The sequence below is a fragment of the Thermodesulfobacteriota bacterium genome (assembly GCA_040757775.1).
In the GTDB taxonomy this organism is placed as follows: domain Bacteria; phylum Desulfobacterota; class UBA8473; order UBA8473; family UBA8473; genus UBA8473.
In genome coordinates, this window is record JBFLWQ010000007.1 from 22,931 (window position 1) to 44,910 (window position 21,980).

Annotated in this window: 21 protein-coding genes; 19 read left to right on the forward strand and 2 right to left on the reverse strand. The window is 43.0% G+C overall.

Going from position 1 to position 21,980, the window contains the following annotated elements; genetic code table 11:
• The first annotated feature begins 14 nt into the window (after window positions 1-14).
• The 5 genes from AB1401_06115 (at window position 15) to hemL (ending at window position 7,432) form a co-directional block, all read left to right on the forward strand.
• Window positions 15-1,034, forward strand: a complete 1,020-nt coding sequence (locus tag AB1401_06115) for an NAD(P)H-dependent glycerol-3-phosphate dehydrogenase (protein MEW6615025.1) — start codon at window positions 15-17, stop codon at window positions 1,032-1,034.
• A gap of 42 nt (window positions 1,035-1,076) precedes the next feature.
• Window positions 1,077-5,297, forward strand: coding sequence for an acyl-CoA dehydratase activase (locus AB1401_06120; protein ID MEW6615026.1), 4,221 nt, complete (start codon window positions 1,077-1,079; stop codon window positions 5,295-5,297).
• Window positions 5,298-5,316: 19 nt separating this feature from the next.
• Window positions 5,317-5,784: a siroheme decarboxylase subunit beta gene (ahbB, locus tag AB1401_06125; GenBank protein ID MEW6615027.1), complete on the forward strand. Its 468-nt coding sequence runs from the start codon at window positions 5,317-5,319 to the stop codon at window positions 5,782-5,784.
• A gap of 7 nt (window positions 5,785-5,791) precedes the next feature.
• Window positions 5,792-6,076, forward strand: a complete 285-nt coding sequence (locus tag AB1401_06130) for a hypothetical protein (protein ID MEW6615028.1) — start codon at window positions 5,792-5,794, stop codon at window positions 6,074-6,076.
• Window positions 6,077-6,142: 66 nt separating this feature from the next.
• Window positions 6,143-7,432 (forward strand): glutamate-1-semialdehyde 2,1-aminomutase, encoded by a 1,290-nt coding sequence (gene hemL / locus AB1401_06135; GenBank protein MEW6615029.1) that lies wholly within the window; start codon window positions 6,143-6,145, stop codon window positions 7,430-7,432.
• Here the strand turns inward: hemL and AB1401_06140 are convergent.
• Window positions 7,419-8,219 carry an enoyl-CoA hydratase/isomerase family protein gene (locus tag AB1401_06140; GenBank protein ID MEW6615030.1) on the reverse strand — a complete coding sequence of 267 codons (801 nt, stop codon included), beginning with the start codon at window positions 8,217-8,219 and terminating at the stop codon, window positions 7,419-7,421. The two genes, hemL and AB1401_06140, sit on opposite strands and share 14 nt — an antisense overlap.
• A gap of 285 nt (window positions 8,220-8,504) precedes the next feature.
• A complete protein-coding gene (locus AB1401_06145; protein ID MEW6615031.1) occupies window positions 8,505-8,720 on the reverse strand; it encodes a hypothetical protein in 216 nt (71 codons plus the stop codon).
• Window positions 8,721-9,126: 406 nt separating this feature from the next.
• Here AB1401_06145 and AB1401_06150 point away from each other — a divergent pair, with 406 nt between their 5' ends.
• The 14 genes from AB1401_06150 to AB1401_06215 all read left to right on the forward strand — a co-directional run bounded on the left by AB1401_06150 (window position 9,127) and on the right by AB1401_06215 (window position 21,965).
• Window positions 9,127-9,945: an HAD-IIB family hydrolase gene (locus AB1401_06150; GenBank protein ID MEW6615032.1), complete on the forward strand. Its 819-nt coding sequence runs from the start codon at window positions 9,127-9,129 to the stop codon at window positions 9,943-9,945.
• Window positions 9,946-9,962: 17 nt separating this feature from the next.
• Complete coding sequence (gene eno, locus AB1401_06155) at window positions 9,963-11,246, forward strand: phosphopyruvate hydratase (GenBank protein MEW6615033.1); 1,284 nt, start codon at window positions 9,963-9,965, stop codon at window positions 11,244-11,246.
• A 40-nt stretch (window positions 11,247-11,286) separates the two neighbouring features.
• Complete coding sequence (gene rsmI / locus AB1401_06160) at window positions 11,287-12,132, forward strand: 16S rRNA (cytidine(1402)-2'-O)-methyltransferase (protein ID MEW6615034.1); 846 nt, start codon at window positions 11,287-11,289, stop codon at window positions 12,130-12,132.
• A gap of 43 nt (window positions 12,133-12,175) precedes the next feature.
• Window positions 12,176-13,258, forward strand: coding sequence for a type IV pilus twitching motility protein PilT (locus AB1401_06165; GenBank protein MEW6615035.1), 1,083 nt, complete (start codon window positions 12,176-12,178; stop codon window positions 13,256-13,258).
• 62 nt (window positions 13,259-13,320) lie between these two features.
• Window positions 13,321-14,505, forward strand: coding sequence for a PilT/PilU family type 4a pilus ATPase (locus AB1401_06170; protein MEW6615036.1), 1,185 nt, complete (start codon window positions 13,321-13,323; stop codon window positions 14,503-14,505).
• A gap of 11 nt (window positions 14,506-14,516) precedes the next feature.
• Window positions 14,517-15,122: a response regulator gene (locus tag AB1401_06175; protein MEW6615037.1), complete on the forward strand. Its 606-nt coding sequence runs from the start codon at window positions 14,517-14,519 to the stop codon at window positions 15,120-15,122.
• Between the two features lie 28 nt (window positions 15,123-15,150).
• Entirely contained in the window at window positions 15,151-16,581 is a 1,431-nt protein-coding gene (locus AB1401_06180) for an aminopeptidase (GenBank protein MEW6615038.1), read from the forward strand.
• Window positions 16,582-16,585: 4 nt separating this feature from the next.
• Entirely contained in the window at window positions 16,586-16,789 is a 204-nt protein-coding gene (locus AB1401_06185) for a DUF6485 family protein (protein MEW6615039.1), read from the forward strand.
• Between the two features lie 127 nt (window positions 16,790-16,916).
• Window positions 16,917-17,066, forward strand: a complete 150-nt coding sequence (locus AB1401_06190) for a DUF1778 domain-containing protein (protein ID MEW6615040.1) — start codon at window positions 16,917-16,919, stop codon at window positions 17,064-17,066.
• Window positions 17,020-17,184, forward strand: a complete 165-nt coding sequence (locus AB1401_06195) for a PIN domain-containing protein (protein ID MEW6615041.1) — start codon at window positions 17,020-17,022, stop codon at window positions 17,182-17,184. Before AB1401_06190 ends, AB1401_06195 begins: the two co-directional genes overlap by 47 nt.
• 109 nt (window positions 17,185-17,293) lie before the next feature.
• The gene (locus AB1401_06200) at window positions 17,294-17,491 is read left to right on the forward strand and encodes a hypothetical protein (GenBank protein MEW6615042.1); all 198 of its coding nucleotides are present in this window, start codon (window positions 17,294-17,296) and stop codon (window positions 17,489-17,491) included.
• Window positions 17,492-17,563: 72 nt separating this feature from the next.
• Complete coding sequence (locus AB1401_06205) at window positions 17,564-18,292, forward strand: HNH endonuclease signature motif containing protein (protein ID MEW6615043.1); 729 nt, start codon at window positions 17,564-17,566, stop codon at window positions 18,290-18,292.
• Window positions 18,293-18,454: 162 nt separating this feature from the next.
• A complete protein-coding gene (locus tag AB1401_06210) occupies window positions 18,455-20,296 on the forward strand; it encodes an AAA family ATPase (protein ID MEW6615044.1) in 1,842 nt (613 codons plus the stop codon).
• A gap of 1 nt (window position 20,297) precedes the next feature.
• Window positions 20,298-21,965 carry a DUF2357 domain-containing protein gene (locus tag AB1401_06215; protein ID MEW6615045.1) on the forward strand — a complete coding sequence of 556 codons (1,668 nt, stop codon included), beginning with the start codon at window positions 20,298-20,300 and terminating at the stop codon, window positions 21,963-21,965.
• The last annotated feature ends 15 nt before the right edge of the window (window positions 21,966-21,980 follow it).

The following is a 21,980-nucleotide window of genomic DNA, read 5'->3' on the forward strand; positions in this document are numbered from 1 at the left end:
AAAAAAAGGAAACAATGAAAAAAGAGATTGGAGTAATAGGGGCTGGGAGCTGGGGAACTGCCCTTGCAAACCTTGTTGCAGAAAAAGGATACAGAGTTACCCTATGGGTTTTTGAACCAGATCTTTGTGAGATATTGAGAAGAGAAAGAGAGAACCCAGTTTACCTCCCAAAGTTCAGATTGTCCAAGAATATTAAACCCACTACCTCTTTTTCTGAGGTCTGTCTGAATAAAGACATACTTGTATCGGTTACCCCCTCCCATGTAGTGCGAGGTGTTATTTCTCAAACCCTTCCATACCTCTCTGATAAATCAATCATAGTTAGTGCATCTAAGGGAATTGAGAATGATTCTTTGATGACCATGTCCCATGTGCTTAAAGAGGTCCTACCTGTCAAGCTACATAAAGCTATGGTCTATCTGTCTGGGCCCAGCTTTGCTAAGGAGGTCATTCAAAAAACCCCGACAGCTGTAGCGGTTGCCTCAGAAAACATGGAAGCAGCTGGAATTGTGCAGAGAGTCTTTGCAACATCTTACTTCAGGGTTTACACAAATTCTGATGTTATTGGAGTAGAATTGGGCGGGGCAGTAAAAAATGTTATTGCCATTGCTGCTGGAGTATCTGATGGACTGGGGTTTGGATATAACACTCGAGCTGCCTTAATTACCCGTGGGTTAGCGGAGATTACCCGCTTGGGTGTTAAAATGGGGGCAAATCCCTCTACCTTTTCAGGACTTACCGGTTTAGGAGACCTTGTCCTGACCTGTACCAGTGATCTAAGCAGGAATAGGTCAGTGGGGCTCAGGTTGGGAAGAGGTGTCAAACTGAAGGAAATATTGAATGAGATGAAGATGGTGGCTGAAGGTGTAAAGACTACCAAGGCTGTCTATCACATTGCCAGAAAGCTGGGCGTAGAGATGCCTATCACAGAGCAAATCTATCGTTTGCTTTACGAAGATAAGCCTGCCAAGGATGTTGTGACTGAACTTATGACCAGGGATCTAAAATGTGAATTGGATTCTTACAATAACTAATTTGGATTTAGCGTTTACTAATTTATAATGAGGGACTGGGGTATGGCTAAATCGAATCATATCTATTTAGGTATTGATATAGGTTCAGTGAGTGTCAATACCGTAGTAATGAATAAAAACAGGGATATTCTGGAGGAGCACTACACCAGAACGATGGGGCAACCTTTAAAAACAGTGGGAAAGGTTCTTACAAAAGTTCTTTCCTGCATCGAAAAGGATCAAATAGTGGCTGCTTCCCTCACAGGCACAGCAGGTAAGCTGGTAGCAGAACTCATAGGGGCAAACTTTGTCAATGAGATTATCGCCCAGAGTAAATCTGTAGAGTACCTTTATCCCCGAGTAAAAACAATTGTTGAGATTGGAGGAGAAGATTCTAAACTCATCTTACTTGACTATGATAAGCACCGGAAGGGGACAAGGATCGCAGATTTCGCCATGAATACAATATGCGCCGCTGGTACCGGATCCTTTCTGGACCAACAAGCCCATAGGTTAGGTTTAAGCATTGAAGAGTTTAGCAAATTGGCGCTAAAATCAGAGAATCCTCCCAGGATTGCCGGAAGGTGTAGTGTATTCGCTAAAACCGACATGATTCACTTACAGCAGGGAGCTGCTCCAGACTTCGATATCGTTGCGGGTCTGTGTTATGCTATGGCAAGGAACTTCAAAAGCAATATTGGAAAAGGCAAAAACTTTACCCGCCCTGTCTCATTTCAGGGGGGAGTGGCAGCCAATGTAGGCATGAGAAAGGCATTCTTTGATGTCTTGGAATTAGAGAAAGCGGAGTTTATCATTCCAAGGCATTTTGCATCAATGGGTGCCATCGGCTCTGTGATTGCTACTATGGAAGGCCCGGCTAAACAAATCCCATTTCTGGGTTTAGAAAGGCTTCAGAATTACCTGGAAACCCATCAGGAAAAAAGTATTGGATTACGTCCTCTTACCCTTTCAGAGGAAAGTAAAAAGGGAATGGCAGAGATTACAACCAAACCTTGCGCCTCGAAAAAAGAGGATAAGGTAGATGCTTTTCTGGGTATAGACGTAGGATCAATTAGCACAAACGTGGTGATTATAGATAGAAACAAGAATCTTCTGTCCAAGAGATACCTGATGACCGCTGGTAGACCTATAGAGGCAATAAGACAGGGACTAATGGAAGTTGGAGAAGAAATAGGTGATTGTGTAACTATACGAGGTGTGGGAACTACAGGTTCAGGAAGGTATTTGACAGGGGATTTCGTTGGGGCTGATATCGTAAGGAATGAGATAACCGCCCAAGCTACAGCATCTATTAATATTGATCCAGATGTTGATACAATATTCGAAATTGGTGGCCAGGATTCAAAGTATATTAGCATAGAAAACAGTACCATAGTTGATTTTGAAATGAATAAAGTCTGCGCAGCGGGCACCGGATCCTTTTTGGAGGAACAGGCAGAAAAATTGGGAATCTCCATCAGGGAGGAGTTTGGAAACATGGCTTTAAGTGCTCCATCTCCTGTTTCCCTTGGTGAGAGGTGTACTGTATTTATGGAGTCCGATCTTGTTCACCACCAACAGAGAGGTGCCAGTAAGGAAAATTTAGTTGCAGGGTTAAGCTATTCAATAGCTATAAATTATCTGAATAAGGTAGTAGGAGATAGAAAGGTAGGAGAAAAAATCTTCTTCCAGGGAGCAACGGCATTTAACCGGGGGATAGTGGCCGCCTTTGAAAATATTCTTGGCAAATCCATTAAGGTCCCTTTGAACAACGAGGTTACAGGAGCCATAGGTGTTGCCATTCTGGCTATGGAAGAGAATAAGAATAAGGAAAGTAAATTCAAGGGTTTTGATCTAAGTGATAAAAGTTATGACCTCTCTTCCTTCGAATGTAAGGGGTGCCCGAACATGTGTGAGATAAGAAAGCTCTCCGTCAAAGGAGAGAGCCCCCTTTTTTACGGGAGCAGGTGTGAAAAATATGAAGTGAATAAAGAAAAGAAAGAGAAATTTGACTTGCCAGATCTCTTTGCCGAGAGAGAAGATCTGCTCCTAAATATCCACAAAAAGAATGATGGATTGGATGATACTTCTCCAGTTATAGGCATACCCAGGATACTATTCTTCCATGAGCTGCTTCCTCTATGGAAGACCTTCTTTAATGAGCTGGGATTCGGGGTAGTATTTACTGAAAAAAGCAATAAAAAAATCATCCATCAAGGGGTTGAAAGCGTTGTAGCCGAAACATGTTTTCCAATCAAGGTCTCCCATGGACATATACTGGAGCTAATAGAAAAGGGCATAAAGAGGATATTCCTGCCAAGCATTATTAATATGAAACGAATACATCCAGATATTGAACAAAGTTACAACTGTCCTTATGTCCAGGCATTTCCCTATACTGTGAAATCCGCTATCAACTTTGAAAAACACGATGTACAGGTTCTCCAACCCATAATAAACCTTGGAATAGGGAGGAGTGGATTAGAGAAACCTTTGGTAAAGATGGCAAAGGAGCTAAAGATACCATCTAAGAAGGTCAAGATGGCTATCTCCAAGGCATTAGATGTTCAGAACAATTTCTATTCTGCCCTGCAGGCCAGAGGAACTGAGATTCTGGCCAATCTCAAAGAAGAACAGAAGGCAATAGTCATTGTAAGTCGGCCATACAACGGATGTGATTCCGGCATCAACATGGACTTACCCAAGAAACTGAGAGATTTGGGCGTTCTTGCAATCCCCCTTGATTTCCTGCCCTTAGAAGATAGTGACCTGGCAAAGGCAGCGGGACATATGTACTGGAAGTATGGACAGAGGTTTTTGACCGCTGCCCATATAATAAGGAATAATCCAAATCTATACGCCCTGTATATCACCAATTTTGCCTGCGGGCCAGACTCCTTTATATTACATTTCTTCAGGGATAAATTAAAAGGAAAACCATACCTTCAGATAGAGGTAGACGAACACAGTGCAGATGTTGGAGCTATTACCCGTTTAGAGGCATTCCTTGATACTCTGAAGAACGTTACCGGGAAAACAAAAGTTGAAAAAAGGGAAAAGACCACCCATACCCAAAGGAAACAAAACAAGAAAAGAAATATTTACATTCCCTATATGTCTGATCATGCCCTTGTCCTCTCTGCCGCCTTTGAAGCATGTGGCGTACCTTCGGTAGTAATACCGGAATCCGATGAAGAAACCCTGGAGTTGGGAAGAAAATTAACCTCTGGCAAAGAATGTTATCCCTGTATACTGACTACAGGCAACATGGTAAGGCTATTAAAAGACCCTGATTTTAATCGTCAAAGCTCTGCTTTCTTTATGCCATCTGCTAACGGGCCGTGCCGTTTTGGACAGTATCATCGTTTTCACCGCTTGATCCTTGATGAGCTGGGATATGAAGATGTGCCCATATATGCCCTCAATCAAGATGAAACCATTTATCAGGAATTGCAAACTATCGGGAAGAAGCTTATTGGGCTGGCATGGCAGGGCATAATAGCTGTTGATATTCTCGAGAAAAGGCTCAGGGTTACAAGACCATACGAGAAAAATCCGGGGGAAACAGAAGGTGTCTATCGTCATTTCATACAAAAAATCTCTGACGTTATAAGAAAAGAAGGGGACATCTTTGAAACCCTGAAGGAAGCGCGGGCAGAGTTTGACTGGATAGAGTTAAATAATCCAGAAAAAAGACCTGTAATTGGGATAGTGGGAGAGATTTATATCCGTTCAAACAATTTCAGTAATGAAAATATCGCCTTAAAGATTGAAAGTCTTGGTGGAGAGGTATGGCTTCCCCCCATCTCCGAATGGGTATTCTATACTAATTTCACATCAAAGAGGAGGAGCCTTGGTAATAAGAATTATAGGGGTTTCCTTAGCACCTGCCTGACAGAACTCTTTCAAAAACGCGTCGAACACAGATTAGAAGCGGCTTTTGACGGCTCGATAAAGAACCTCAGAGAACCGAGCACAAAGCAAATATTAAAATGGGCAGGACCCTATATTGATTCCTCTTTTGAGGGGGAAGCAGTCTTAAGTATAGGAAAGGCAGTGGACTTTTATAAAAAGGGGGTAAGTGGTATTGTAAATGTAATGCCCTTTACCTGTATGCCCGGCACCATCGTTAGCGCTATACTCAAGCGATATCGAGATAACCATAACTATATCCCTGTCCTTACTATGGCATATGATGGGCAAGAAAATACCAGTACCCAGACAAGACTAGAAGCGTTCATGTATCAGGTTCACCAGTATCAGGAACAGATGGGAAAAAAATAGCCGACAAGGTGGACTATTTATGTCCTTGACCGACCTGGATAAAAAGATAATTAGGGAGATTCAAAAGGACTTACCCATAACCCCACGCCCTTACCTGGACATTGCTGAGAAGCTCGGCATACCAGAAGAAAATCTGCTAAAAAAGGTCCAGGAGTTAATAGATAAAGGCTATATAAGACGCTTTGGTGCCACCCTCAGGCACAGAAAAGTAGGCATTAATGCTAATGCCATGGCAGTCTGGGCAGTTCCGGATAAGGATGTGGAAAGAGTAGGAAAGATAATGGCATCCTTTAAGGAGGTAACCCACTGTTATGAAAGACACACTATACCAGAATGGAATGGCAACCTTTTTACCATGATTCATGCAAAAACAAGAGAAGGGTGTCTAAAAATAGTGAAGGGGTTATCAGAGAAAACAGGGGTCAAAGATTACGAACTTCTATTTAGCACTGAGGAGTTCAAGAAAACGAGCATGGAATATTTTTGATAAATTAATGAACATGCAATCTAGAAAGGTGTTGGAATCTCTTGAGGATCTTGCTGAAAGGCTTGGTATTGAAATCGTCTATGAAAAACTGGGAGATGAAGAGGTTTCCGTCAGAGGAGGTATATGTAAAGTCCAAGAAACCTATAAGATATTTATAGACCGTTCTGAACCAATGGAAAGCCGAATAAAAATCCTGTCCCGAGCACTCTCCACTTTCGACACACAGAATATTTATCTCCTTCCTTTTATCAGAGAGGTTCTGGAAAATGCTGAGAAAAAAGAGTATAGCTGATATGGAAGGGGGAAAGTCCCCGTTTTGTAACCTTGTTCTCTAGGATAGTTTGTTAAAGGAGATACTGTGAATACAAAAACCTCTGAATATCTTTTTAAAGAAGCCCAGAGATACATACCAGGCGGGGTAAATAGCCCTGTCAGGGCATACAAGGCTGTAGACGGCAGCCCCCTCTTTATAGAGAAGGCTAAAGGGTCTAAGATCTACGATGCGGATGGCAACGAGTATATAGACTATGTAGGATCCTGGGGGCCAATGATTGTAGGGCACGCCCATCCTAATGTTATCTCTGCTTTAAAAAAGGCTATGGAGAACGGCACCAGCTTTGGTGCACCTACCGGTCTGGAGGTAGAACTAGCAAGAATGATAGTAGATGCCGTACCATCTATCGAATTGGTTCGGATGGTGAGTTCTGGTACCGAAGCTACCATGAGTGCCATTAGACTGGCCAGAGGATACACCAACAGGGATAAAATAATCAAGTTTGAAGGGTGCTATCACGGTCATGTTGACAGTCTTCTGGTTAAAGCAGGATCAGGGGCCACTACCCTAGGCATTCCGGACAGTCCTGGTGTTCCATGGGATTTTGCAAAAAATACCCTGACCCTTACCTTCAATGATTTAGAACCTGTCAAAGAAGTAACAGAAAAAGATGGAGAAAATATAGCAGCCATAATAGTGGAACCTATCCCGGGGAATATGGGGGTTATACAGCCTAAAGCGGGGTTTTTGGAAGGACTCCGAAAACTCTGTGATCAACACGGTATAGTCCTGATATTCGACGAAGTCATTACCGGATTCAGGGTCTCTTTTGGGGGCGCCCAGGAGCTATACAGTGTTTTCCCGGATTTAACCTGTTTGGGAAAGATTGTAGGCGGCGGATTGCCTGTAGGAGCCTTTGGTGGCAAAAAGGAGATTATGGAGAAGATATCCCCCTTGGGGCCAGTCTATCAGGCTGGAACCCTATCTGGCAACCCCCTTGCTATGACAGCAGGGGTTGAGACCTTAAAGATACTCTCTCAGGAGGGGGTATATGAAATCTTAGATGAGAAGGCCAAGATACTGACAGGAGGAATAGAAAATGCCGCAAAAAAAATGGGTATACCTGTCTTCTCCACCAGGATAGGGTCCATGTCCACCCTCTTTTTTTCCGACAGAGAGGTAACAGATTACTCTTCTGCCAAGACAAGTGATACTAAAAGATTCGCACGATATTTCTCAGCAATGCTTGAACAAGGGATTTACCTGGCACCTTCACAGTTCGAAGCGTCCTTCGTGTCCTTGGCACATACTGATGAGGATATAGAGAAGACTATAGAGGTTGCCAGGAAATGCCTATCCTTTATTTCCCCTTAAAGACCGGTTTTCTCTTCTCTAACCATGAGGTAACAGCCTCTTTATGGTCCTCAGTATGACATAACTGATACTGTAGCCTCGATATATAATCCAGGGAAGATTCAAGGGTCATCTTTAAGGACTCGTTGATTGCCTTTTTAATGGTCCCTATGGCCACTGGGCCGTTTGCAAGCTTTTTTGCTAATTCTTCAGCAGCAGGTATCAATTCCTTTGGTGGCACAACTTTCTCAACCAAGCCTATCTTCTCTGCCTGGGCTGCATCTATGATGTCTCCGGTAAGACAAATCAGTTTTGCCCACCCCAATCCAACCAGCCTAGGCAACATATAGATTCCCAGCTCCGGAGTTATACCCATTCTAACGAAAAACTCTGCCATCTTTGCATCCTCTGCAGCAATCCTTATGTCACACGAGAGGGCGAGGTCAAGACCAGCTCCTACTGCATATCCGTTTATGGCAGCTATTACAGGTTTTTCCACATCAATTATCCCCCGGTACATCTCGTCTGCCACACTAAAATACTTATGGTACTCTGTAACACCCATTTCTCTTAATGGGTTTATATCCTTTACCACATCACCGCCAGCACTAAAGGACTGGCCGGCTCCCGTAATAATTAATGCTCTTACTGTATCATCATCCTTTACTTCAGCCCAGGCTGCTATAAAGTCATGTATAAGTTCTGGGCTCAAGGCATTTAGCTTTTCTGGCCGGTTCAAGATTACCTTGGCAAAACCCTCTTTTCTGACTATCTTAACTGTTCCAAATTCTTTTTCCTGAACTTCCATAATGGCATCTCCTTTTCTATTTATTTAGAATCTACCCTTTTTTAGTTATAATTAATAGGCGATATGAAGTCAACACTCTTTTTCTTCCACCTGCTTCAAGAACCCAAAAAAAAAGGGCACCGCCTCTCTTTCTCAAAAGAGATAACCCGATACCCTTCATTCCCCTCCCTGATGAGAGGGAAAGAGGGGGTATTGCCCCCCCCTCTTCACCATTTAAGAATCCTCTGAGGGTTTACCTCAAAGAGCTTCCTGTTCCAGTGATATAACACTTAGAACATATAGCATTTATTTCCCTTTCTCTGCTGGAGCAGGAGCCTGTTCTGCTGGAGCAGGAGCCTGTTCTGCTGGAGCAGGGGCCTGTTCTGCTGGAGCAGGAGCTGGAGTCACTTGTTCCGTTGGTGCCCCCGCTTCCTCGGCCGGTTTTCCCTTGCATCCAATAGTAGATACTGTCAGGCCAAGGACAAAGAAAAAGCAAACCAAAAGATAACCTAATTTCCTCATCGTTTTCACCTCCATTCATAGTTAATTTTTTAGGTCATTCCTTAACCATAGTTTAAAGCATCTAGTTCCCTGACCTTTTGGCTTTATAAGTAGTATAAAGTCAAATATGTTGTAAGCGTTTAAAGTTCTTGTCACGATGTTATATAAATGTTTAATTTGTTAAATTAGAATAAAAATCTTATATTGTCAAGTTTTTTCTATAAATTTTTCATTTAAAAATTAAAACAACTCCTTATCTTTCACGTCACCTGACATTAATATCTCGATAAACTGGGCTCTCACTTACCTTTCAGTTTGACTTATTACAGATTGTTCTGTTAAGATAAAAATATATACAACGGTTAATTACAGAACCCCGTGAACAGCTTTTGATCTGGACAAGATGACGAACCAACCGAAATAAGTTATGAATAAGGCAAATCTTATAATCTTTACGGATCTGGATGGCACGCTGCTGGACCATAATACATATTCCTTCGATGCAGCAAGAGAAGCCCTCGATCTGGTGAGGGAAGCCCATATCCCTCTTATCCTGTGCAGCAGCAAAACGAGGGCAGAGATCGAGATATGGAGGGAAAGGCTGGACAATAATGACCCCTTTATAAGTGAAAATGGTGGTGCTATTTTTATCTCTAATAATTTGGGGCCCGTTAAAAATAAACATATTGAAAGGGACGGGTATCGTGTCATTAAGCTAGGAATACATTACCCGAAATTAATAGTGCAATTTAAAACTTTAAAAAATAGATTTGGAAATAGAATCAGGGGTTTTTCTGAAATGGATCTGGACGAGGTAATAAATTTAACAGGGCTCTCCCAGAGAGAGGCAGTCCTGGCAAAGCAGCGAGAATATACAGAGCCCTTTGTCTTTGATGGTGATGAAAACGAGGAAAGAGAATTAAATAAAAGCATAAAAAATCTGAATTTGAATCTTACGAAAGGTGGACGATTTTTCTATCTATTGGGAGACAACAATAAAGGAAAGGCTGTAAATATTATTGCCGAAATGTATAAAGAAGCTCACACTGAATTAAAAACTGTAGCGCTTGGTGACAGCTTTAATGATCTGCCCATGCTGCAAGCGGCAGATATACCTGTTTTAGTCCAGAAACCAGGGGGCGTATATGACAGGCAAATAGATTTGCCAAACCTTAGCCGTGCCCCCGGAGCAGGACCCATTGGATGGAATAAGGCTTTATTGATTATTTTATCAGAGATGATATAAAGGGGGGGAAACTATTTATGAGTAAAATAGCGGATATTCATGCCAGACAGATCCTTGATTCTAGGGGGAACCCAACCGTAGAGGTAGATGTGATCCTCGAAAGTGGCGTTATGGGAAGGGCATGTGTTCCTTCCGGCGCATCTACAGGAGAAAGGGAAGCTATTGAACTCCGGGATGGAAACAAAAAAGAGTTTCTAGGCAAAGGGGTCAGCAAGGCGGTTAATAATGTGAATAAAACAATTCGTTCTGAGGTTATTGGGTTGGATGCCATAAATCAGAAACTCATAGACCGAAGGCTTATCGAACTGGACGGCACTGAAAATAAGAAGACGCTCGGTGCCAATGCAATTCTGGGCGTCTCCCTGGCGGTAGCCAAGGCAGCCGCTGCACTACTCTGTCTCCCCTTATATCAATATCTTGGGGGAGTAAATGCTAAAGTTTTGCCTGTACCTATGATGAATATCCTAAATGGTGGGGCACACGCCGACAACAATGTAGATATCCAAGAATTTATGATAATGCCTCTTGGGGCAGAGTCATTCAGCCACGCCTTAAAGATGGGAGTAGAGATATTCCACAATCTTAAGACTACCCTCAAGGGCAAAGGGTACAACACTGCGGTGGGAGACGAAGGAGGGTTTGCGCCAAACCTTAACTCTAACGAAGAGGCTATAGAGGTGATTCTGGAAAGTATCGGAAAGGCTGGGTATAAAGCTGGAAAAGATGTATACATAGCTCTGGATTCTGCTGCCAGTTCTTTTTACAAAGATGGTAAATACATACTGGGAGCTGAAAAAGAACCTGAGAAGTCATCAGAGGATATGGTAAGTTTTTACACAGCTTTGGTTGAAAAATACCCGATAATATCCATTGAAGACGGTCTGGCTGAAAACGACTGGGATGGATGGAGGCTTCTTACAGAACGCCTTGGGAACAGAATACAGATTGTAGGCGACGATATATTTGTAACCAACACAAAGATATTTAAAAAAGGCATCGAGAAGGGCATTGCAAATTCAATCCTGATAAAGGTGAATCAGATAGGAACCTTAACAGAAACAATGGATGCTATTGAAATGGCAAAGAGGGCACGGTATACTGCCATTGTCTCTCACAGGTCTGGCGAGACTGAGGATACAACCATTGCAGATCTGGTAGTTGCCTGTAATACCGGGCAGATCAAGACAGGATCGGTCTCAAGAACAGATAGAGTAGCCAAGTACAACCAGTTAATCAGGATAGAGGAGGAACTGGGGCAAGAGGCTGTATTTAGCGGTAAAGAGGTTTTATACAACCTTTAAAATCATGGACGAGAATACCCCTTCCATATCTAAAGGAACATTGTACATCGTTGCTACCCCCATAGGCAATCTGGAGGATATTACCCTTAGGGCTTTGCGTACCCTAAAGGAAGTTGATCTCATTGCCGCTGAAGATACAAGAAGGACAAGGATTCTGCTTAGCCATTACAGTATTAAAACTCCTTTAACCAGCTATTATGAATACAATAAACTCATTAAAGGTAAAAAACTCATAGACAGGCTGGAGATCGGAGAGAATATAGCTCTTGTCTCAGATGCCGGCACTCCTGGTATTTCGGATCCTGGTTATCACCTCATTAAACTCGCCCTCCAAGGCTCAATTCCTGTCATCCCTATTCCAGGAGTATCAGCTCTGATTGCTGCACTTAGCGTCTCAGGGCTCTCTACAGACAGTTTTGTATTCCAGGGCTTTCTGCCGAACAAAATCACGGCAAGAAAGAGGTTTATTGAAAAGATAGTAGGAGAAAAAAGGACTCTTGTCTTCTATGAATCACCTAACAGGTTACGGGCTACCCTCCAGGACTTGCTGGAGATATGCGGCAATAGGGAAATCGTTGTTACCAGGGAACTGACCAAGGTCTTTGAAGAGGTGATAAGAGGGGAAATAACCCATGTCTTAACCGCTTTAAAGGGACGGCAAATTAAGGGAGAAATTACCCTGTTGGTATCGGGAAAGAAGGACACTAGCAGTGTAAACGATATCCCGACATCTAAACTCTTAGAGGATTATCAAAAGAGATATGATTTACCTATGAAGGACTTGATCAAGATGATTTCAGATGAGAAGGGCATCTCAAAAAGGGAAGTCTATCAGGAAAGTCTGAAACTGAAAAAGGAAAAAACTGTTTGCGTAACAGACAACTAACCATTATAATTAACCATTATACTTTTATTTATAGGGGGATAAAATGGCAAAGATAGATGCCTTTTTTAAGCTGATGAATGAACAGGGGGCTTCTGATTTACATATGGTATCCGGCTCCCAGCCCATACTCCGTATCAGAGGCGATATGGAAAGGGTAAAATATAAGTTGCTTGAGAATGATGAGCTAAAGGCTATGCTTTATGAAATAGCTCCTGAAGAGAAGGTAAAGCTCTTCGAAGAAACAGGAGATGTAGACTTCGGGTATGAAATTCCCGGTTTGGCTCGATATAGGGCCAATTTCTTCCAGCAAAAATACGGAATCGGGGCCGTTTTCAGAGAAATCCCTAGTGAGGTATTAACAGCAGAACAACTCGGTCTTCCACCTGTAATTACCAAGCTTGCCTTGCTTCCTAAAGGCCTGGTTTTGGTAACAGGGCCAACAGGAAGCGGTAAATCCACAACGCTGGCTGCCATAATAGACTATGCAAACAAAAACAGAAAAGACCATATTATTACCGTGGAGGATCCCATTGAATTTGTCCATAAAAGCCAGAGTTGCATAGTAAATCACAGGGAAGTAGGATCTCATACAAAATCATTTTCAGCGGCTTTGAGAGGGGCGTTACGAGAAGACCCCGATATAATCCTGGTGGGGGAAATGAGGGATCTGGAAACTATAGCGCTGGCGATAGAGGCTGCCGCTACCGGACATCTGGTATTCGGCACCCTTCATACTACCAGTGCTGCTAAAACAGTTGACAGGGTTATAGAGGTTTTCCCGGCTAATCAGCAAGACCAGATCAGGTCTACTTTAGCAGACGGGATTAAGGCTGTAATAGCTCAGACCTTATTCAAGAGGATAGACAAAAAGGGAAGATGTGCTGCCCTTGAAATACTCATCTGTACCGCAGCCGTTCGTAATCTAATCAGGGAAGGAAAAACTTTTCAGATACCCTCTGCAATTCAAACAGGCAAGAAATATGGTATGCAGACCCTGGACGATGCCATTATGCAATATTTGCAAAAAGGATGGATATCCCCTGACGAGGCATACAACAAATGCATTGACAAGACTAAATTTCTACCCTTATTGAAAACCACCCCTGATGATTTCACAGATGTCTGATATGATAGAGAATCCAGGGACAAAACTTAAACCCTAAAACTTTGGAGATTGGGAGAAACGTTATGAGAAAACCTGAGATTGACCGTATACTGGACACCATGTTACAAACCCATGGCAATGTCTCTGATTTAAATTTTACTCCAGACAAACCCCTTCAGGTGGAATCATCCGGACAACTGGTTCCTGTTCCAATGAATCCACCCATAGATAAACTGACTCCCTTTCAAACAGAGATATTCGCCCTAAATCTCATTAACCAGGACCGACGTCTTCTCCATACCCTATTAAAAGAGGGGTCCTGTGACTCGTCCTATTATTTAGCAGGAAAAGCCAGATTCCGGGTAAATATATTTTCCCAGAGAGCCTCCTACTCAATAGTAATGAGAAAACTGGAGACTAAAATCCCTACTATACAAGGGCTGGGTGTTCCAGAAATCTTTTCCAAGATAGCCCAGGAGAAAAACGGTCTCATCCTCGTGACAGGTGCAACAGGCAGCGGAAAGACTACCTCTCTGGCTGCTATGCTTAACAACATGAATGAATCGAAATCTATCCACATAATTACCCTGGAGGACCCCGTGGAATTTGTACATCCCCACAAACAGGCTACCTTTAACCAGAGGGAGTTGGGCGGCGACTTTGATTCATTTGCCAGTGGCCTGAGGGCAGCCCTTCGTCAGGCGCCCAAAGTCATTCTGGTTGGTGAAATGAGGGACAGAGAAACGGTAGAAATAGGGTTAAGTGCAGCGGAAACAGGACATCTGGTTATGAGTACTCTTCATACGGTAGATGCCGGGCAGACAATCAACAGGATTATCGGTATGTTCGAACAGGAAGAGGAAAAACAGACCAGGATCCGTCTGGCAGATACTATAAGATGGATAGTATGCCAGAGGCTCTTACCCAAAGTTGGTGGCGGTAGAGTAGCCGTATTCGAGATTATGGGCACGAATCTCAGGGTCAAGGAGTCTATTTTGAATGGAGAGTCGGAAGGGAAAACCTTCTATGATATAATTTCAGATGGTGATGCTTATGGTATGCAGACCTTTGACGCAGATATTATCAAAAAATACGAGGCAGGTCTGATCACGGAGGAAACAGCCATGGCATACGCTTCGAAAAAGGCAATAGTCGGGAGAGGAATGGACATGATAAAGAGTGCAAAAGGGGAGAAGACTACCGACATCGAAGGGTTAGATATAGATGAAGACTATGGCAAAGAAGACCCTTATAGGAAAAAACACTAAGGAGGGAATAAATGGAGATTTTCTGTGAAACGTGCAAAACTAAGTTAAAGATTCCGGATGAAAAGTTACCTAAAGATAAGTTAGTAAACATCCCATGTCCTAAATGTAATGGCAATATCTCCGTTGACACCAGAGCACTACCAGAGGAGACTTCCGATGAAACGGCGGTTGAATTCCATGAAGAGGGTGAAAAAATGGCTTTAATCTGTGATGATAATCAATCTAACCAAGAAATACTGATATCTGCATTGAAAGAGCTGGGATACAGGGCGAGTGTGGGAAAAGATCCTAAAGATGTGCTGGAGAAGATGAGGTTTACCCATTATGATGTCATAGTTCTCGATGAAGAGTTCGGTGGAGGGACACCGTCTGAGAACCCTGTCTTAAGTCATATCCAGCCCATGCCTATAGTTACCAGAAGAAATACCTTTTTTGCACTAATTGGGAAACAATACACCACCCTTAATAATATGATGGCATTTTCAAAGAGTGCAAACCTGGTTATCAACCAGAAAGATTTGCCTCAAATAAAGAATATACTCAGAAAATCTATTTCCGATAACGATAAATTTTACAAGGTCTTTAAGGAAACACTGAGGGCTTTAGGAAAAGGATAGAAGTTTAGCATAAGGAGAGGAGAATAGGATGCCAGAGCAGGACGAAAAACCTGAGATTAAAGAGATAAAAGAAAAACTGGTGCTGAAGAGGGACATTGTCTGGGACAGACTGGATAGCAAAGAAAAAGAGGATGTATTTCTCTTCTCAGAAGGATATAAAAAATTTCTTGATAGTGCCAAGACAGAACGGCAGGCGGTTAAGGAGATCGTCAAATTTGCAGAAGAAAAGGGGTTTAAAAGTGTTGGAAAACCTCCAGGAAAGGCAAAAAAGATCTATAGTGTGTTCCAGAACAAAACCGTAGCAATGAGTATTCTGGGAAAAAAACCGATAGAAAAGGGCATAAGGATAATTGCTTCCCACATAGATTCGCCTCGCCTGGATTTAAAGCAAAATCCCCTGTATGAAGATGTTGATCTTGCCCTTCTTAAAACCCATTATTATGGGGGAATAAAAAAATATCAGTGGGTCTCACGCCCATTGTCCTTGCATGGTAAGATAATCAAAAAAGATGGGAGCGAGATGGATTTAAGCCTGGGAGAAAAAGAGACTGAACCGATATTTACCATAGTTGACCTAGCTCCCCACCTTGCCCATAAGGCTCAATACGAAAAGAAACTGGAAGATGCAGTTATTGGTGAAAAACTAAATATACTTGCTGGAAGCATACCCTTCCCTGATAAGGATACCAAGGACAGGATAAAGCTCCAGGTTCTTAAATACCTCAATGATAATTTTGGCTTAATCGAAGAGGATTTCATCAGCGCTGAACTGGAACTGGTACCATCTGAAAAGGCAAGGGACATAGGATGGGATAGGAGCCTTATAGGTTCTTACGGGCAGGATGACAGGTCATGCGCATATACCAGCATGCGGGCAATAGGAGACATAAATAACCCAAAAGAGACTGTTTTAGTCCTGTTCCTTGATAAGGAAGAGATAGGCAGCGAGGGAAATACAGGGGCGAAATCCAGATTTTTAGAGGCTGTAGTTTCCGACCTTTTATCCTCTGGAGGCGTAAAGCCGGATGAGGGGGCAATAAGAAAGACCCTGATGAATTCCAGGGCTATTTCAGCCGACGTTAATGGCGCACTTGATCCGGATTATCAGGATGTTCATGAAAAAAGGAACGCCGCAAAACTGGGGTATGGAATCTGTATTACAAAGTTTACTGGGTCCAGAGGAAAATCCGGTTCCAGTGATGCCAGCGCAGAATATGTAGGATGGCTCAGGCAGGCATTTAACCGTAACAATATTATCTGGCAGACCGGCGAACTGGGTAAGGTGGACGAGGGTGGCGGGGGAACTATAGCCAAATATCTTGCAAGCTACGGAATGGATATAGTGGACTGCGGAGTAGCTTTGCTAGGCATGCATTCGCCCTTTGAGGTATCCAGCAAAGCTGATATTTATATGACCTATAAGGGATACAGAGTATTCCTTAGTGAAAATAGGGGGTAACAGTATGGAATGTCATAATACAGCGGCTAATCTGGAGCGCTGTAATTGTACCTACGAGCCCTGCGATAACAAAGGGAGGTGTTGTGAGTGTTTAGCATACCACTGGAAGATGAAACAATTACCGGCTTGCCTTTTTCCTCCTGAAGTTGAAAAGACATACGATCGTTCTCTCAGGCGGTTTATTAATATCTATAAAGACAAGATATGAAGGGGAAGATTAAAATCCTCGACGACTTCAAAAAAAAACAGCTACCGATTTTTTCTGTTAACCATTGATACCATAACTATTTCGAGATACATATTTATTATAATGCCATAGGAGGAGGGTGGTGTATATGCCTTTAAGCTTAAGAATACCACCGAAAAAAGAAGAGATGATTACAAAAGCTGCCATAAAAGCGGGTAAGACAAAATCGGCATATATCCTAGATGCAGTGGATGAAAAACCCCACACTATTCTTATCATTACAAAAAAAGGGGGCTAAAATACCGATCAATGATGTATGGATTGCGGCATCCTGCATGGAAGTAGGGGGAACGCTCCTTACAAGAGACAGACATTTCGAGGTTGTAGAACAAATAGCGACGGTTATCCTGGGATAGGAGGATGTTCCTCTATCCTGTATAAACAACCATCAGTTAAGGATAGGCCAAGGTATAGGAATTTTATCAGAGAATAAGGGTTTACTGAAAAACAAAGGGAAATACAAAGATGATCAGACTCCTGACGGAAGAAATAATTCTAAATCTGATAGAAGATGTTTATGCTTCATCAGAATCGGAGGAAATGAAGCAGGCTCAACTGGCAGTTTTGCATCATTGTTTAGATTGCCTCGAAAAAGGAGAGATGTTAACCATTGATTCCGAAGAGAGAATAAAACTTCATGAAACAGGGCTGAGACTCCATTGATTGCATCCAAGGAATTTTGGGACAGTGACATGGATTCTCAGAAATAAAGATTATACTGTTATAGGATATTGTATGACAAGCAAAAGGAATAAGGATCAAGATAGGGAAGAGACCCAGAAGTTAATCCTTAATCCAAACCGTTCTGAATACTCTGGAGGTTCGAACTGGCTTGGGCATGGAAAAAACGATGGTGAATGCGCTGTTATTGATTATAGGTTGTTAGATGGTGCCACTATGAATGAATTGAAAAATCTACGTGGTGCAATATATGAGCATTTGTCCCATTTGAAAAGAGAACACGGATTGCCATATGAAAAAGTTGTTGATAAGTACCGATTCAAACGAGATATTCTAATAGGGCCGCAGGATGCTCTTACTGATCTGGAAGAACACAAATCAGAGTATGAGAATGCCACAGAAAAAGAAGCAATAATACAGGCAAGGATAGGACAGGGCAAGTTCAGGGAAAATCTACTAAAGCGGTGGCAGTCCTGTTCAGTCACAGGCTGCCAAGAAGTTAAGGTGCTTCGAGCATCGCATATTAAACCTTGGCGCGACTGCACCAATGAGGAAAGGTTAGATATAGATAACGGGCTTCTACTAGCACCCAATATAGACGCGCTTTTTGATGTTGGATTGATCAGCTTTGACGATAAAGGTTCTATTTTGTTTTCCCCGAGATTAACTGCCGAGGACAAGAAACGTCTCTCTGTTAACCATGGCTTGCGACTCAAGAAGGTATATCCTGGCAGTATCAAGTATCTGGCAGAGCATAGGAAACTGCATCAATATCCCCCTTAAGCCTCTTGAACTAGAAGGTTTGCAGCCTTCAGCCATTGGTAAGAGCCTACATTATGGAATTCGGGAAGTATAAAAGATCAATCGAGAAGAGAATCATTCGCAAAGAATCTCCCTATCTGGTGCAGACATAATGAGGGATGAAAATAATGAGGATGAAAAAAGATGAATGAGAGCAGAAGGAATGCAGCACCCCCTTGGCCGACCGATAATAACTGGGAGAGTATCGTTAAAAATCATAACAAAGTGGTAGATGCCAGCGTATACTCCACCAATGCCGAGACTCGGAATGGGTCAGAGAGCATTACTTTGGTTATGGTCTGTGCAGTGGCTGGGATGCCCATCCCTATCAATTACCGACTGGACACCGAGAGAGCCAAAAAGGTAGCTGATCACCCAAACTGGGTTAAAAAGCGCTTGGCAGCATATCGCACGGGAGTTGACAGCAAGGTAGTAAGAGCCATTAAAGACTTTGCGGATATATTAAATGTAGATTTCCAAACCGTCATTGACGGCTTGGACAAAGCATTGGAGTTAGGAAGAGTTGCAGGTAATATTGATAAACCTACTGAAGAAACTCGAAAAATAAACAACTTTTCAAATAAATACATCCCAAATTTTAACGATTTTAAATTAGCATATAGAACTATTGCAAAACTTGGTCAAGAAGTTTCCCTTGATGCTGTTCTGGATCAAATCGAAATCAGCATCAAAGAAACTACTCACATTTTAAAAGAAAATTGGCGTATTATCACGGAAGAAAATATAAAAAAAATATGGTCTGCAGAATCGAGGAGTGAAAAAAAAATGACAGATATGCAAGTGGATTGGGCAAAACGAACCGTGAAAATGTGGGGTAGCATGGAAAATCTTTATGACTATTACGAAGCCCAAGGCTATTTCTTCTCCAGGGAAATACTAACCCGCTACTTTCTTTCTCTGAAAATCAAACCCTTTGTCATCCTTACTGGCATTTCCGGAACAGGGAAGACGAAGATCGCCCAGATTTTTGCGGAATACCTGTGCCAGGACGAGACGCCGGAGGAACGAGAAAAGCGTATCGCTTTTGTTCCAGTACGACCCGATTGGATGGATAACAAAGGGCTGCTTGGCTATTACAATCTCCTGGCTGAAGAATACCACGACACACCGGTCCTGCGCCTTCTACTCGAGGCGAAAGAGCATCCTGACAAACCTTATTTTATCATCCTCGATGAGATGAACCTGGCAAAGGTGGAACAGTATTTTTCCGATTTTCTAAGTATCATGGAGAGCCGCACTTCCGATAAACCTCAGGGGGAGGCGATTCATCTTCATTCCATAAAGGAGGCTAAGACGCAAGATGGATATCCAATTCCATCGAAGTTTCATATCCCACCTAATGTTTATTTTACGGGAACCGTCAATGTCGATGAATCCACCTATATGTTCAGCCCGAAGGTCCTGGACCGGGCGAATGTGATTGAATTCAACGAAGTTGATCTGGAAAATTATGAAAAAGGAATCATTGCATCGGACCGGTTTGCACTGAAGGAACAAGATGTACGGCAAAGGCTGCTTCCTGTTGCAAGCGAAACGCCATTCTGTTCCAAGACCGATTACATGGGCATCCTGAAAACGGCGCCCGAGACCAAAGATCATCTTTTGAAAATATCGGGTATTCTCCATCCCGACAACCTCCATTTCGGTTACCGTGTCGTCAACGAGATCAGCCGCTATATCCGTACTGCCTCTGAAATGGTGCAGGATTTCAATCTTGAAGAAGCCTTGGATATCCAGATCCTCCAGAAGATCCTTCCAAAATTCCACGGCACCCAGGCAAAGCTGGAAGAGCCGCTATGGAAGTTCCTTGCCATTTGCCAGGGCAAGGGGAGCGTACCCGATGAATTCTATCTGGAGAAAGCGGCAGCGTATGATGAAGGTGCATCTTTTCCCCGATCTGCCAAAAAACTGGCGCGAATGATTCAGAATCTGAAAGTCCAGGGTTACACAAGCTTTATTGAGTGATATGACTGTTCTTCACTATTCACCCAAAATCCTTATGGCTATTGCCGATGCTCTCGAGTTCCCGTCGTCGGAAGAGGAAGCCTCATCTTTTATCTGTGACGAGGCTGCACCCCTGACACTTGAGGAATGGAAGACCTATTTTGTTAAGTTTTATGGAGAGCAAGTCCCTGACTTTTTCCCACAATCCGGCGTCTATACCCAGCGGCCATTTCCCGGGCATCTCTTCGAGATCAATTTTCGCGATTGCGTCGGCCTGACACGCATCGGACCTGTTCCTGTCCGCGTGGAAAGCAGAAAAATCAGCGAAACAGCTTATGAGGCAATGTTAGACTATATCGCTGAAAAATACGCCAACCTTGTCTTCAGTTTTGCCACACCTCTCGGGCAAAGTTACCGGAAAGATAAAGCAGGGCACGATATAGCCTATGTGGAATATCTGTTTCTCAAGAAATATCTGCTGGACGGCTCTCCAAATCTGGATGCCATTGCCGCATTGATCCTGTCAAATCCCCATCACAGACTTTACAGGGAATTCCGGAATAATTCCATAGACGCAGTTACCCATTTCGATCCTGCAATGCTGGTAAATATGTTCTCTTCCCCCGAAAGATTCGCCATCCTGAAACATGGGCATCCCCTTCTTGCTACAAGTTGCGGTCGCACCATATTCCACAGGACAGGTCAACGGTTATACCCTACTGAAGCAATTGAGGAACGAAAACATCACACAGTGGACACCAACGAAAACCGATTCGTAAAGTATTTTCTGGGGTCGGTTCAACATAGACTGGTTAGCTTAAAAAAGGCAATGAAGGGGACAACAGGCGGTTATCTCAATCCTGATATAGAGGATCATTTAGAACAGATGGAAAGGAAGACCGGTCATTTCCTGGCTGACCCCATGTGGCATGATGTGGGCACAATGCATCTCATCCCGGCAAATTCCCAGGTGTTGCAGCGCCGGGAAGGTTATCGTCAGTTGTTTCGTCTGTATTCTCTAATGCAGCTTGTCTCTCGTTGTGATTTTGATACTCACGACTTCAGAAATCTTTTAGAAACAAAGGACACGCCAACCCTGTTTGAGTACTGGTCTTTCTTTATCGTCAAAGACATCCTCGACAACACAAGAAAACCCCTATCCTGCAAAACGGTGGTATCGGATGCACCTCTGGAACAACGGGTCAATCCGGGAATTTGCATCCAGTATGAAGGCGGCGTCTCATTATGGTTTAACAGGACCTGTGCCGGGTCTGCCGGTATGCAGCCAAGTGAGAAACTGGATAGACATTATTTTGCCCATGAGAGTTATTCCCATACATTCCGGCCGGACATTATCGTCTCCAAGGAGGATAGTATCCTCATTCTCGACGCAAAGTATAAAGGCGAGCGGGGCGGATTCTACGGCGAAGCCAGTGACGGAACTATTCAATCATGGAAGGATGAGGACATCGACAAGATGCATACCTACAGGGAAGCAATCCAGAATGTCATAGGCGCTTATATTCTCTATCCAGGAGAAAAAGCGATTGTTTACCCAACTCACGATGCGGTAGAAACATATGAAGGTGTCGGGGCTTTGCCATTAAAGCCTGAAGCAGGAGCACGCCCTGTTGAAAGACATTTAGAGTATATTAAGCGGGTAATTCACGATTTTATAAAAGAAACTTAAACTGTTATATCGGTC

Coding starts and splice junctions, on each gene's coding strand:
- AB1401_06140 (MEW6615030.1), bottom strand. CDS start 8,219: ATGGAAGTTCAGGAAAAAGAATTTGGAACAGTTAAGATAGTCAGAAAA.
- AB1401_06130 (MEW6615028.1), top strand. CDS start 5,792: ATGAACATGCAATCTAGAAAGGTGTTGGAATCTCTTGAGGATCTTGCT.
- AB1401_06115 (MEW6615025.1), top strand. CDS start 15: ATGAAAAAAGAGATTGGAGTAATAGGGGCTGGGAGCTGGGGAACTGCC.
- AB1401_06185 (MEW6615039.1), top strand. CDS start 16,586: ATGGAATGTCATAATACAGCGGCTAATCTGGAGCGCTGTAATTGTACC.
- eno (MEW6615033.1), top strand. CDS start 9,963: ATGAGTAAAATAGCGGATATTCATGCCAGACAGATCCTTGATTCTAGG.
- AB1401_06150 (MEW6615032.1), top strand. CDS start 9,127: ATGAATAAGGCAAATCTTATAATCTTTACGGATCTGGATGGCACGCTG.
- AB1401_06215 (MEW6615045.1), top strand. CDS start 20,298: ATGACTGTTCTTCACTATTCACCCAAAATCCTTATGGCTATTGCCGAT.
- AB1401_06180 (MEW6615038.1), top strand. CDS start 15,151: ATGCCAGAGCAGGACGAAAAACCTGAGATTAAAGAGATAAAAGAAAAA.
- AB1401_06120 (MEW6615026.1), top strand. CDS start 1,077: ATGGCTAAATCGAATCATATCTATTTAGGTATTGATATAGGTTCAGTG.
- AB1401_06210 (MEW6615044.1), top strand. CDS start 18,455: ATGAATGAGAGCAGAAGGAATGCAGCACCCCCTTGGCCGACCGATAAT.
- AB1401_06165 (MEW6615035.1), top strand. CDS start 12,176: ATGGCAAAGATAGATGCCTTTTTTAAGCTGATGAATGAACAGGGGGCT.
- AB1401_06195 (MEW6615041.1), top strand. CDS start 17,020: ATGAAAAACCCCACACTATTCTTATCATTACAAAAAAAGGGGGCTAAA.
- AB1401_06200 (MEW6615042.1), top strand. CDS start 17,294: ATGATCAGACTCCTGACGGAAGAAATAATTCTAAATCTGATAGAAGAT.
- ahbB (MEW6615027.1), top strand. CDS start 5,317: ATGTCCTTGACCGACCTGGATAAAAAGATAATTAGGGAGATTCAAAAG.
- AB1401_06170 (MEW6615036.1), top strand. CDS start 13,321: ATGAGAAAACCTGAGATTGACCGTATACTGGACACCATGTTACAAACC.
- AB1401_06145 (MEW6615031.1), bottom strand. CDS start 8,720: ATGAGGAAATTAGGTTATCTTTTGGTTTGCTTTTTCTTTGTCCTTGGC.
- AB1401_06175 (MEW6615037.1), top strand. CDS start 14,517: ATGGAGATTTTCTGTGAAACGTGCAAAACTAAGTTAAAGATTCCGGAT.
- AB1401_06205 (MEW6615043.1), top strand. CDS start 17,564: ATGACAAGCAAAAGGAATAAGGATCAAGATAGGGAAGAGACCCAGAAG.
- AB1401_06190 (MEW6615040.1), top strand. CDS start 16,917: ATGCCTTTAAGCTTAAGAATACCACCGAAAAAAGAAGAGATGATTACA.